Origin of the sequence: Spirosoma sordidisoli, from assembly GCF_004138325.1 — a bacterium.
GTDB lineage: Bacteria > Bacteroidota > Bacteroidia > Cytophagales > Spirosomataceae > Spirosoma > Spirosoma sordidisoli.
In genome coordinates, this window is the sequence record NZ_SBLB01000002.1 from 482,313 (window position 1) to 493,956 (window position 11,644).

General features: G+C 55.1%; 13 protein-coding genes. 9 read left to right on the plus strand and 4 right to left on the minus strand.

Annotation, left to right across the window (positions count from 1 at the left end):
• The first annotated feature begins 52 nt into the window (after positions 1–52).
• From EQG79_RS10540 to EQG79_RS10550, 3 genes are all read left to right on the plus strand, one after another.
• Positions 53–2,242 carry a glutamine synthetase III family protein gene (locus EQG79_RS10540; protein WP_077922760.1) on the plus strand — a complete coding sequence of 730 codons (2,190 nt, stop codon included), beginning with the start codon at positions 53–55 and terminating at the stop codon, positions 2,240–2,242.
• Positions 2,243–2,316: 74 nt separating this feature from the next.
• On the plus strand, positions 2,317–2,514 hold the full coding sequence (locus tag EQG79_RS10545) for a hypothetical protein (protein ID WP_129601450.1): 198 nt from the start codon (positions 2,317–2,319) through the stop codon (positions 2,512–2,514).
• On the plus strand, positions 2,505–2,984 hold the full coding sequence (locus EQG79_RS10550; protein ID WP_129601451.1) for a DUF6036 family nucleotidyltransferase: 480 nt from the start codon (positions 2,505–2,507) through the stop codon (positions 2,982–2,984). The genes EQG79_RS10545 and EQG79_RS10550 overlap by 10 nt, the downstream gene beginning before the upstream one ends.
• 9 nt (positions 2,985–2,993) lie before the next feature.
• Here EQG79_RS10550 and EQG79_RS10555 read toward each other — a convergent pair whose 3' ends face one another.
• The 4 genes from EQG79_RS10555 to EQG79_RS10570 all read right to left on the minus strand — a co-directional run bounded on the left by EQG79_RS10555 (position 2,994) and on the right by EQG79_RS10570 (position 6,376).
• Entirely contained in the window at positions 2,994–4,313 is a 1,320-nt protein-coding gene (locus tag EQG79_RS10555) for a cation:dicarboxylate symporter family transporter (protein WP_129601452.1), read from the minus strand.
• Positions 4,314–4,425: 112 nt separating this feature from the next.
• Complete coding sequence (locus EQG79_RS10560) at positions 4,426–4,842, minus strand: OsmC family protein (protein WP_077922764.1); 417 nt, start codon at positions 4,840–4,842, stop codon at positions 4,426–4,428.
• A gap of 92 nt (positions 4,843–4,934) precedes the next feature.
• Positions 4,935–5,555 carry an NADPH-dependent F420 reductase gene (locus tag EQG79_RS10565; protein WP_129601453.1) on the minus strand — a complete coding sequence of 207 codons (621 nt, stop codon included), beginning with the start codon at positions 5,553–5,555 and terminating at the stop codon, positions 4,935–4,937.
• Positions 5,556–5,605: 50 nt separating this feature from the next.
• The gene (locus EQG79_RS10570; protein ID WP_129601454.1) at positions 5,606–6,376 is read right to left on the minus strand and encodes a type 1 glutamine amidotransferase domain-containing protein; all 771 of its coding nucleotides are present in this window, start codon (positions 6,374–6,376) and stop codon (positions 5,606–5,608) included.
• Positions 6,377–6,709: 333 nt separating this feature from the next.
• On the opposite strand from EQG79_RS10570, the gene EQG79_RS10575 reads away from it, so the two are divergent.
• From EQG79_RS10575 to EQG79_RS10600, 6 genes are all read left to right on the plus strand, one after another.
• Entirely contained in the window at positions 6,710–7,084 is a 375-nt protein-coding gene (locus tag EQG79_RS10575; RefSeq protein WP_077922871.1) for a winged helix-turn-helix transcriptional regulator, read from the plus strand.
• 10 nt (positions 7,085–7,094) lie between these two features.
• Entirely contained in the window at positions 7,095–8,273 is a 1,179-nt protein-coding gene (locus EQG79_RS10580) for a M28 family metallopeptidase (RefSeq protein WP_129601455.1), read from the plus strand.
• 102 nt (positions 8,274–8,375) lie between these two features.
• Complete coding sequence (locus EQG79_RS10585) at positions 8,376–8,936, plus strand: hypothetical protein (protein ID WP_129601456.1); 561 nt, start codon at positions 8,376–8,378, stop codon at positions 8,934–8,936.
• 83 nt (positions 8,937–9,019) lie between these two features.
• Positions 9,020–9,868: an AAA family ATPase gene (locus tag EQG79_RS10590; RefSeq protein WP_077922769.1), complete on the plus strand. Its 849-nt coding sequence runs from the start codon at positions 9,020–9,022 to the stop codon at positions 9,866–9,868.
• Positions 9,869–9,953: 85 nt separating this feature from the next.
• A complete protein-coding gene (locus EQG79_RS10595) occupies positions 9,954–11,159 on the plus strand; it encodes a vWA domain-containing protein (RefSeq protein WP_129601457.1) in 1,206 nt (401 codons plus the stop codon).
• 8 nt (positions 11,160–11,167) lie between these two features.
• A complete protein-coding gene (locus EQG79_RS10600; protein ID WP_129601458.1) occupies positions 11,168–11,638 on the plus strand; it encodes a pyrophosphohydrolase domain-containing protein in 471 nt (156 codons plus the stop codon).
• The last annotated feature ends 6 nt before the right edge of the window (positions 11,639–11,644 follow it).

Here is an 11,644-nt window from a genome sequence, read left to right on the forward strand (position 1 = left end):
ACGCATGTATGTTTGATAAACCATTTCATTCCCAAACCGCCCTGACTGTACTATGTCCAATTATCGGTTCAAAGCCCTTGAAATTGCTCAGAGCCGCCAGGCCGTGGCTGTTGCCGCCCCGACCGAGCGCGTAGGTGATTTTTTTGGTTCCAATACATTTAACAATGAGGTGATGCGGGCGCTGCTGTCGCCCGAAGCTTATCTGAAAGTTACCGAAGCTATCCAGACCAACGGCGCTATCGACCGGGCCATTGCCGACGAAGTGGCCGGTGCTATGAAATCGTGGGCAACGTCGAAAGGGGCTACGCACTACACTCACTGGTTTCAGCCCCTGACGGGCGAAACGGCCGAAAAGCACGATGCTTTTTTCGATATAACCGCCGATGGCAAGGCGATGGAGAAGTTTAAAGGCAGTGCACTGGTGCAGCAGGAACCCGACGCGTCGTCGTTTCCGAGTGGTGGCCTGCGCAATACGTTCGAAGCGCGGGGCTATACCGGCTGGGACCCCAGCTCCCCGGCTTTTCTGATGGATAACGGCGCGGGTGGTAAAACGCTTTGTATTCCGTCAGTCTTCATCGCTTACACGGGTGAGGCCCTCGATTACAAAACCCCGCTGCTCAAAGCCTTGAATGCGCTCGATAAAGCGGCTACCGCCGTTTGCCAGTACTTTGACCGGAGCATTACCAAGGTGACACCAACGCTGGGGCCGGAACAGGAATACTTCGTTGTAGACCGCGCCCTTTTCTACGCCCGCCCGGATCTGGTGCTGGCCGGTCGTACCGTTTTTGGTCATCAGCCCGCCCGGGGGCAGCAGCTCGACGACCATTATTTCGGCTCGATACCGCCCCGGATCAACGCGTTCATGGTCGACTTCGAGTTTGAGTCCATGAAGCTGGGCATGCCCGTCCGGACGCGGCATAATGAAGTGGCACCGGGGCAGTTTGAGGTGGCCCCGACGTTTGAGGAAGTCAACCTGGCTGTCGACCATAACGCGCTGCTGATGGATCTGATGGAGAAAATTGCTGAGAAGCACAACCTGAAGGTCCTGTTCCATGAAAAGCCGTTTGCCGGCATCAACGGCTCGGGTAAGCACAACAACTGGTCGATGGGAACCAATACCGGCGTGAACCTGCTGTCACCCACTACCAAGCCGAAAGAAAACCTCCGCTTTCTGACGTTCCTGGTCAATGTGGTGAAAGCGGTTCATGACAATGCCGACCTGCTGCGGGCCAGCATTGCATCGGCGGGTAACGAGTATCGCCTGGGCGCTAACGAGGCTCCCCCGGCTATCGTCTCTATTTTTCTGGGCGAAACGCTGACCCGGGCGTTGGAAGATCTTGAGACAAAAAACGAAATCTCGCTCAACAAAGGCGACAACGTCTACTACAAACTGGGCCTGAACCGGATTCCGAGCCTGATGCGCGACAATACCGACCGTAACCGTACCTCGCCCTTTGCCTTTACCGGCAACAAATTCGAGTTTCGGGCGGTGGGCAGCTCGGCCAACTCAGCCTCAACCATGACAGTGCTGAACGCTATAGTAGCCGATCAGCTCAACCAGTTCAGAACCGAACTCGACGGTCGACTGGCGCGGGGTGAGAAGAAAGAGCTGGCTATCGTTGATATTCTGAAAGAGTATTACGCCAACGCCAAACGGATTCTGTTCGAAGGTAACGGCTATTCCGACGAGTGGGTAGCGGAGGCCGCCCGGCGGGGCCTGTCTAATATCAAATCATCGCCCGATGCGCTGGCCGTCTACGTTCAGCCCGAGTCGCTGGCGCTGTTTGAGCGTACGGGGGTGCTGAGCCATGCAGAAGTCGAATCGAGGTACGAGATCGAACTGGAAAAATACATCAAAACGGTTCAGATCGAGTCGCGGGTAATGGGCGACCTGGCCATGAACCACGTTGTGTCGACGGTCCTGAAATACCAGAACAAGCTGGCCGAAACGGCCCGTCATCTGACGGAGCTGGGCATGACCGCCGAAGCCGAGCCCATCAAGGACATACTGCGCGAACTGTCGGCGCGGGTTATCGTGATCAAGAAGGGCGTAGAGGCAATGATCGAAAGCCGTAAGAAAGCCAACAACATAGCCGATACCGTTGAACGCGCCCGGCTATACGGCACCGAGGTGAAAGACTATTTCGACCTTATCAGGTATGAAGTCGATAAACTCGAACAGGTCGTCGATGACGAAGACTGGCCCCTGGTGAAGTACCGGGAGTTGCTGTTTGTTAAATAAATCAGGAAAGCCAGCGCATGGCTACGGCGGCTCGCTGTACCAGCGTTTATACCATACCGTAAAGCCGGGTACTTATGAAAAAGAAACGGACGATTACCATCTACAATGATCTGGGCGAACCCTATGAGCGAATGCTCGAACAGGGATTACAAGAGACGCCCGAAGAGCGCTATCGGCGTTTTTTTGTCATGCAGTCACGGCTCTGGGCAATTAAAGGGCGTCCGTATAACGGTAAGAGGACTATCAGCGTGAGTAAACCAGCATGGATCTAGAAAATGAAGAGTTCAAGCTGTTCGTGGAGCAGGCTGAGCGAAATGAGCTTCGTTATCTGATCATTGGTGGATTTGCCATGTATCTCAACGGCTTATCCCGAAATACTGAAGATGTTGATGTGTGGATTGAGCCAACAGATATCAACGGACAACGATTTGTAAGCACATTACTGGATATGGGTTATACAAAGGAAGAGCTTGAGCAGGTTGAAGCGCTCGATTTTACCCAGCCCCAGGTATTCGGATTAAACAATTACATTGATATATTGACCGTAGTGCATCGAAAATTTGATTTTGAGGATTGCTTTTTACGTTCGCGAACCGTTAGAAATCAATATGGATATACCGTTCGGTTTCTCCATTTGAATGATTTACGAGAGCAGAAAGTAGTTGCCCAACGTCCGCAGGATCTACGGGATATTATTATGATCGATGATTTTCTGGAAAGGCTCAAACGCCGAACTGACTAGCTGGATTAGCTAGTCAGTTTTCTGGCGAACGGTCCCTGGCTGGGTGCTTTCCAGGCTGTCTACCTCGCTGAAGGCGTGGTGCATCTGGGTCCGGTCAAAGGCCCGTTCGTGGTTGGCCAGCCAGATCGTGGCTACCCCGTTGCCGATGAAGTTAGTGATACTGCGGGCTTCTGACATGAACCGGTCTACGCCCAGCAGCAGGGCCAGCCCTTCTACCGGTATAACCTGAATGGCGGTCAGGGTACTGGCCAGCACAACAAAGCCACTGCCGGTCACGCCGGCCGCCCCTTTCGAGGTTACCATCAGGATGCCGATAATGGTCAGCATCTGGTTCAGGGTCAGTTCAATACCGAAAACCTGCGCCAGAAAAATCGTTGCCATAGACAGGTAAATGGTCGTGCCATCGAGGTTGAACGAATAGCCGGCCGGCACGACCAGCCCCACTACGGACTTGGCACAGCCCATTCGCTCTAGCTTCTCCATCAGCGATGGCAGCGCGGCTTCCGATGAGGAGGTGCCGAGAACGATGAGCAGCTCCTGACGAACATACCGGAGGTAGTCGAGCAGGTTGACGCGGGCGGTGCGGAGTATGAACCAGAGCACCCCGAATATAAAGAGCGCCATGGTCGTATAAACGGTCAGCATCAGCTTGCCGAGGGGCAGGAGCGTAGCCAGTCCATATTTGCCGATCGTATAAGCCATTCCCCCGAACGCGCCGATGGGGGCTAGCTTCATGACCATATGGAGGGCTCTGAAGATGTATTTGGATAAGCGATTCATAGCGGCAACGATGGCATCCCGGCCCGAATAACGGCTTAGTACGACCCCCGTCAGTATGGCCAGTACCAGCACCTGAAGGGTAACGTTATCCAGGAAAAACTGCCACCAGCTGAACGCGCCGGCGCTTTTTGTGTATTTGCTGATGTCGCCACCCGCCACAGCCGAGGTCATAACCCCATCGCCCGGCCGGATGATATTGGCGACCAGCACCCCGATCAGGAGTGCTACGGTAGTAACAACCTCGAAGTACAACAGCGCTTTGGCGCCTACTTTGCCCACCTTCTTGAGGTCGCCCATGCTGACAATACCGAGCGTGATGGTCAGGAAAATAATCGGGCTGATGAAGAGCTTGACGGTACTGATAAACAACCCGCTCAGGAACTCGCTCAACGTAGCGCCCAGGGATAGTTCCTGTCCCATAAATCGACCTTTGATGGGGGCGTCGAGTACCGGCAGGAGGGCGATGTCGGGCCGGAAATGGCCAAGCAGAATACCGGCCGTAATAGCCGTCAGTACCCAAAACGTGAGGTTGGTCAGGAGCTTCTTCATACGATTGCAACAGCCAATATAAGAAGAAGCGCGGTAGGAAGGCGCGAAAGCGGGAATGAGTGCATGAACGAACAGGCAACTTCTCTCTGTTCATTCATGCACTCATTGCTCGTTAGTTCAGGGTAGCGTCAACGTTGATGGTTGTGTTGAACAGCTTGGAGATAGGGCAGTTTTTCTCGGCATGCTCAACCAACTCGTCGAATTTTTCTTTCTCAAGGCCCGGAACGCTGGCCGTGAGTTTCAGCGTAGAGCTGCTAATGCTACCGTCTTCGAGGGTTACGGTGCACTGGACGTCGAGCGAGTCTGCGGCAAAACCTGCCTGTTGAATATTGAAGGCCAGCTGCATGGCAAAACAGCCCGCATGAGCAGCCGCTACCAGTTCTTCCGGGTTGGTACCCACGCCATCGGCGAAGCGGGTGTTGAACGAGTACTGGGTCTGGTTCAGTACCGTGCTGGCGGTGCTGAGCGTGCCTTTTCCATCTTTGCCGGTGCCGGTCCAGTGGGCAGTGGCATTACGTTTGATCTGCATGTGGTAGCGTGTTTGGGTTACAGGCTAAATAACTCGCTAAGAGCGATGGTGTTTTTCGGCGGGTTTGTTTTTGCCGGAAAATGTCTGACTAATCAGCGTCTTACGATCTTAAAGCCAATGGCACGCCCATAGCCCGAACCCATGGCCAGTTTGATCCAGCACATGGCCAGCTGCTCCAATAAACCAATGGCATCGGTCCCGCCCAGATCATAGCAATCGGTAAAACCAATGTCGATAGCCAGCTGTCGGGCCGTGGCTTTGGCAGCGTCGCTGTTGCCGGCCATGAACATATCGATGCCCTGCTCCCCGTAAACCGGGTTGAGCATGTTTTCATAACCCGTCGTGTTGAAACACTTGACGACATCGGTGGTGGCGGTATGGGCTAGTATGGCCTCGGTCGTGGTGCTGAAGCCGGTGAGACCTGCCCCGCGACCCGTGTTCATGGCATCGATGATGACTTTGCCACTGGTGTCGCCGAGTTCGTTCACCACCTCCAGGGTCTTAGCCGCCGGGGTTGCCAGTACGACGACTTCGCTCTGCTGAACGGCCATCGGGATACTCATGAAGCGGTCGTGTCCAATCTGGTTAGCCAGATTGATCGATTTGTCGGAGAGCGGAAACTGGGCCCCGATCAGCACCGTGTGGCCGACCTGAACGAAGCGCTGGGCGAGGGCACCGCCAACATGACCGGCGCCGATAATTGCAATTCGCATATGGGAAACGATAAAGAGAAAAAATTAACAGGAAGAGCGGCCAGCTACTATCATTCTCCCAGTGCGGCAACGATAGCCCGGGCTGTTTCGGCCCCGCTGAAGTTCTGCTGACCGGTAATCAGGTTACCATCCCGGATGGCGAATCCACGCCATAAACCCGCCTGTACGTAGTTGGCGCCGATTTTCTTTAACTCGTCTTCTATGCGCCACGGCATCAGGTGGGTGCCCCGCGGAAGAAGGCCATACGCCCAGACCGCCTGATCGGCATAATCTTCTTCCACGTTGGCAAAGCCCGTTACGGTTTTGCCGGTAGCCAGGTAGGCACCATTGCTGAGCCTGGCGTAGCGCAGCACCGCCACCCCGTGGCAGAGTGCCGCTGTTACCTTGCCGCTTTCATAAAACGCAACAAACTTCTGATGCAGGTCGGTAGCGGTTTCGAAGGAGAACATAGGGGCCTGCCCACCCGCCACGACGAGGGCATCAAAATCGGCTACGTCCAGGTCGCTAACGGGCCGGGTCGAATCGATTAATGCCCGCAGCTTGGGGGTGTGTATAAATCCCTGCGAAATGAGGTCGCCGGCCGAGTAGCCACTCGGGTCGTTGGGATCGCTCATGGCGTCAGCCTGGCAGGGGCCGCCATTTGGACTGAATACCTCCACGGTGTAGCCTTTCTCCGTAAATTCGTGGTAGGGGTGGGCCAGCTCGCTCCACCAGAAACCGACGGGCCAGCCGGTAGTGGTCGATACGGCCGGATTGGCAATGACGATGGCAACGCGCTTCGGGCGTTCGGCATAAACACGGTTGGGATCTTTTAAGCTCATGACAGAGGATCTGGTTGTTGCTTCGGTTAAAACGTACCACAAATGTGCTGGCAAACAGGAGGATTGTCCAGTTAGGTACTTTTTTGTGCCATACTCTCTTTTTGGAGAGTGACTAACTAAGCTGACACAACATCTGCCGTACGGACAGCGCGGTAATCTGGTAACAGGCAGTGGTGCGGAGTTGATGGTTGCAGGTGAACTGATATACCACGTCAGCCCGGATCGTTTACCGGCGTACATTCGGCACCGAATCCGCTGGTGTCCTCCTCCATGACGGACCCGGCAGCGTTCAGGTTTTAAGCAGATAACGTTGATACTCAAATTAGTACCGATATGCCCGACTTTGTTGACGATGGACGTGTGTATTACAATCCGGTCGAATACGCCATGCACCAGATTGGCGGAACCTGGAAAATGCCGATTTTGTGGCGGCTCAGCAAAAAAGCAGTGTTGCGGTATGGTGATCTGAAAAAATATTTGCCCCATATCTCCCACAAGATGCTGACCACGCAACTGCGGGAGCTGGAGACGCATGGCTTCGTAACGCGGACAGTATACCCGGTGGTGCCGCCAAAGGTGGAGTACCGGCTTACCGAAAAAGGCCAGCGTGCCATTCCGGTTATCGACACCATTCGTCAGTACGGTATGGGCCTTATGCGTGAGGCCGGGATCGACCCCGATCTGGTGTTTCAAAAACCTGAGCATTAACCGAATTCATATGATTCAGATCGACGCTTTTCTGCGCGACCTTACGCGCTTACCCCATCGGGGCGCGGCTACCCACTACGAAACCGAAGCGGCCCGGCTGTTACAGGATCAGTTGACCGAGATGGGAGCCAGCGTCCGCACCGAAGCGTTTCAGACACCCCGTACGTATGTCACGGTCGTATACTGGATTATTGGCGGTATCCTGACCGGGCTGGCGCTGGTACCGGTAACCGGCGTAGCGGTGGGTTTGGTCTGGTATTTTGTATGGATGGCCTATCGGTATTTCAACTGGCGCTACTCGTTCATAACGCGCTTCCCGGGGCAGGGTACGGCGCGTAATGTGATAGGCCACTGGCCCGCCCAGACCGACCCGGCCGATACGAAAAAGGTGATTTTGATGGCCCATTACGATACCGCGCCGGTCTCGCTGCTCTACGGACCCAAACAGCAGGCCGGTTTCCGAACGTCGCTGATCGTCTCGCTGGGGCTGATGGTCATAGCCGCTATGCTGGCCACCGCCGAGGCAATGGGTACCGGGCTGCCCTATGTTACTTACCTACGCTATGCACTTATGGCTTATTTTGTCACACAGGCTGGGGTCGGTACGGCGGGGTACTGGCTGAAAGGATACACCAACGGAGCCAGCGATAACGCAACAGGTGTGGCTGCGGCCCTTGTTACCGCCGAACAGCTTCGACAGCAGAACCTGCCCAATCTGGCTATTGAAGTCGTTCTGACCAGTGCCGAAGAAGCCGGTATGATTGGAGCTTATCACTACGTGGAGGCTCACAAACGTACCTGGAATCGGAAGCAGACGCTGGCCATCAATTTTGATACGCTGGGGGCCGGGCAGTTAACCGTCGTGGAGCAGACGGGAACGGTAGAGGTTATCCGGTACGACAACCCGGCTACAGAACGGGCCCGCGAGCTGATCAACACCGATGCCTTTCGGGAGCGGGTGCAGGTGGGCGAGTGGCATACCGCCGACTTCGACAGCGTCTGGTTCGTCAGAAACCGGATACCGGTCGTGGCACTGTGCGCGCTGGACCCGTCGGGACAAATGCCCCGGATTCATCAACCCGAAGATACCGTCGAGGCCGTCGACCTGAAGCCCGTTTACCAGGCAATCGATTTTGCGGGAGCGCTCGTCACGGGTTGGGCAACTGAAACGGGGCCGTTGCCAGCCTGATGCATTCACTCGCTCAGGCCAGTGGCTGGTTTATTGACGGCCGGGTTGCTTCTGCTACCGTCAATTCATCCATTACTCACTATTAAGTTTTACTTTTGCCGCATGGCTAACTACAAGAACGAAGGGTACGACCCCGAAGAAATCAGTGCGCTGAAAGAGGAGTGCCGACAGGAAGGTAAATCATTTATTTACGTTGAAGACGACGATCTGGACGTGCTGGAATCCGGCGAATGCGTTCATATTCAGTTTCCTGGTCAATATCAGGCCCAGGAGGTGATTTACGACGCACTGGTCTACACGCTGCGGCTGCACCATAGCAGCCTGGTGTACGAAATGGCCGTAGAGCAGGTGCGGAAGACCTATCCGGAATACGTACCACCCGAAGATCGGAGTGCTGGCTACACGATCTCGCCCGAGATGGAGGAAGAGGCTGAAACGGCGCTTACCGAAATCATCGAGGAAATCGAAGAAACCGAAACGGTGAAAGTTCAGGAGCACGTGGAGATCGATACCGAGACGGATTATGGTATCGCGCTGGACGTTTGTCTGAACGTAGAAGAAATCACCGACGAGGTCATCGAAGAGTTCGTACGGAACTATAAAGCCAACGCCTTGCATCTGGACAACACCCTGTACTCCTTCACGAGCGAGGGCGAAGAATAACCTGACGGACAGGTATCGGTTCGCCGTTTTCAGGCCTGCTGACTAGGGTGAACCGATACCTGTACACCGAAACCTCTATACTCATGGCCTTTTCCGGTACAGCTACTTACGTTGCCACCCGCGAGTTGAGCATGGCGGTCAATGCAGCTGTTCAACTTCAGAAGCCATTGCTCATCAAAGGCGAACCGGGCACGGGCAAAACCCTGCTGGCCTATGAGATTGCGCAGTCGCTGGGTAAGCCGCTGTACACCTGGCACGTCAAGTCGACCACCTCGGCTCAGCAGGGGCTGTATGAGTACGATGCGGTATCGCGGTTGCGCGATTCACAGCTCGGCGACGGATCGAACCGGGTAGGGGACCTCGCCCATTACATCCGGAAAGGAAAGCTCTGGCAGGCTTTCGAGTCGGAAGAGCAGGCGGTACTGCTGATTGACGAAATCGACAAGGCCGATATTGAGTTTCCCAACGATCTGCTGCTGGAACTGGACCGCATGGAGTTTTACTGCTACGAACTGCAGCAGACCATCAAAGCCCGGCACCGGCCTATCGTTATCATCACCTCCAACAATGAGAAAGAGCTACCCGATGCGTTTCTGCGCCGGTGTTTCTTCCACTTTATCCGGTTTCCGGATCGCGAAACGATGGAGCAGATTGTAGGAGTTCATTATCCCGACCTGCCTCAGGAGCTGATGACCAAAGCGATGTCGGTATTCTACAGCATTCGGGATGTGAGAGCGCTGAAAAAGAAACCATCGACGAGTGAGCTGATCGACTGGATACGGCTGCTGCTGGTGGCGGGCGTTACCCACGATGATTTGAACGACCTCGACGCCCTGAACGAACTGCCGCCGTATCTGGGAGCCCTGCTGAAAAACGAACAGGATACCGATCTGATGACCGCCCTTCGCCGAAAAGGGGGGCGGCCTTATTGATCCGGGAATTTATTGGTATGCCGGTAGCGACCGAAAAACCAGTGTGCCCACCAGCCCGTTACGGGAGCCTATTCAAGACAACCGCATGTTTCTGGACTTCTTTCTACTCCTTCGTCGTCACGCATTGCCGGTAACCCTGCCGGAGTACCTGACGCTGTTGTCGGTGATGCGGAGCCAGGTGGGCGGTACTTCGATCGAAGAGTTTTACTACCTGAGCAAAACCACCCTGATTAAACACGAACAGCACCTCGACCTGTTCGACCGGCTTTTTGGCGAGTACGTAACGGCTAAGCCATCGGCTCCGGCTGACAGCCTCCCTCCGTCACCACCCGACTGGCTGCGCGACAGTCTGGACAGTCAGCTAACCGACGAAGATCGGCAGGCGCTCGAAATGGCGGGTGGCATCGATGCACTCTGGCAGCAGCTGCGCGAACGGATGGACCAGCCCGGCGAATCCGGTACGCCCTGGGCGCAACCCGGACAGAGCGGGATAGGGGGCGATGCGAACAGGGGCCTGCCGGGAAACGGCGCTCCCCAATCGCCCGATCAGAAGAATCCATCGGGAGGTAACCGAACCGCGCCCAAGGTATGGGAGCAGCGCGCGTATAAAAATCTCGATGACCAGATCGAGCTCAATACCCGCAACCTGAAAATGGCGCTCCGCCGGCTGCGCATTCTGACCCGCGAGGGCCTGGACGACGAGCTGGACATTGACGGCACCATCAGCGGGACGAGCCGCAACGGCGGATATCTGGACATCCGGATGCAGCCCTCGCGCAAAAACCAGGTTAAAGTGCTGATGTTGTTCGATGTGGGCGGATCGATGGATGAGCACATCGACCTGTGTTCGCAGCTTTTCTCGGCTGCCCGTTACCAGTTCAAACACCTGGAGTTTCTGTATTTTCACAACTGCGTTTACGAAACGCTCTGGACAGATAACCAGCGCCGTCGTGAGCGGGTGCCGACCTGGGAGGTGCTTCATAAATACAACCGGCAGTATAAAGTGATTTTTGTAGGCGATGCGGCCATGGCACCCTACGAACTAACAACCCCCAGGGGGAGCGTGGAGCATTATAACGAAGAAGCCGGTATCGTCTGGCTCGATCGGTTCAAGGCTCAATATCCGCATCTGGTCTGGCTCAACCCCAATCTAGCCGCTTACTGGAAGTACAGTCATAGTACGGCCCTGATTCGGGAATGGTCGGGCAACCGAATGTTTCCGCTTTCACTCAACGGGCTTGAACAAGCTATGAAAAGCCTGAAAAATCCTAAGATTACGTTTACTGATTAACTACGTTCATGCAACAACCCGATTCGCTGAATCAGGTGGCCGAGTTCCACCGTACTTTTCATGCCCCCGTTTTAGAAACCCCCCAGATTCCGTCGCCCGCCCGCTGCCAGCTGCGCGTGTCGCTGCTGGCCGAAGAACTCGATGAACTCCGGGAAGCAATCGACGCCAATGACATCGTGGCGGTAGCCGATGCACTCTGCGATTTGCAGTATGTGCTGTCGGGAGCGGTGCTGGAGTTTGGGCTGGGTCATTCGTTCAAAACCCTGTTCGACGAAGTACAACGATCGAATATGAGTAAAGCCTGCCTGACGGTAGAGGAAGCCGAAGCCACCGTGGCTCAGTACACCGCCAAAGGAGTCGCCTGTCATTACGTGGAGTCTGACGGCAAGTTTCTGGTCTACCGCGACGCCGACCACAAGACGTTGAAAAGTGTCAATTATTCACCCGCCGATCTGTTGTCAATCGTTAACGCGCACTAAGTCCGG

Bases quoted from the DNA above. Each gene is read 5' to 3' on its own strand.
- EQG79_RS10555 (WP_129601452.1), bottom strand. From the start codon at position 4,313: ATGAAGAAGCTCCTGACCAACCTCACGTTTTGGGTACTGACGGCTATT.
- EQG79_RS10545 (WP_129601450.1), top strand. From the start codon at position 2,317: ATGAAAAAGAAACGGACGATTACCATCTACAATGATCTGGGCGAACCC.
- EQG79_RS10560 (WP_077922764.1), bottom strand. From the start codon at position 4,842: ATGCAGATCAAACGTAATGCCACTGCCCACTGGACCGGCACCGGCAAA.
- EQG79_RS10590 (WP_077922769.1), top strand. From the start codon at position 9,020: ATGGCCTTTTCCGGTACAGCTACTTACGTTGCCACCCGCGAGTTGAGC.
- EQG79_RS10600 (WP_129601458.1), top strand. From the start codon at position 11,168: ATGCAACAACCCGATTCGCTGAATCAGGTGGCCGAGTTCCACCGTACT.
- EQG79_RS10570 (WP_129601454.1), bottom strand. From the start codon at position 6,376: ATGAGCTTAAAAGATCCCAACCGTGTTTATGCCGAACGCCCGAAGCGC.
- EQG79_RS10540 (WP_077922760.1), top strand. From the start codon at position 53: ATGTCCAATTATCGGTTCAAAGCCCTTGAAATTGCTCAGAGCCGCCAG.
- EQG79_RS10575 (WP_077922871.1), top strand. From the start codon at position 6,710: ATGCCCGACTTTGTTGACGATGGACGTGTGTATTACAATCCGGTCGAA.
- EQG79_RS10585 (WP_129601456.1), top strand. From the start codon at position 8,376: ATGGCTAACTACAAGAACGAAGGGTACGACCCCGAAGAAATCAGTGCG.
- EQG79_RS10565 (WP_129601453.1), bottom strand. From the start codon at position 5,555: ATGCGAATTGCAATTATCGGCGCCGGTCATGTTGGCGGTGCCCTCGCC.
- EQG79_RS10550 (WP_129601451.1), top strand. From the start codon at position 2,505: ATGGATCTAGAAAATGAAGAGTTCAAGCTGTTCGTGGAGCAGGCTGAG.
- EQG79_RS10595 (WP_129601457.1), top strand. From the start codon at position 9,954: ATGTTTCTGGACTTCTTTCTACTCCTTCGTCGTCACGCATTGCCGGTA.
- EQG79_RS10580 (WP_129601455.1), top strand. From the start codon at position 7,095: ATGATTCAGATCGACGCTTTTCTGCGCGACCTTACGCGCTTACCCCAT.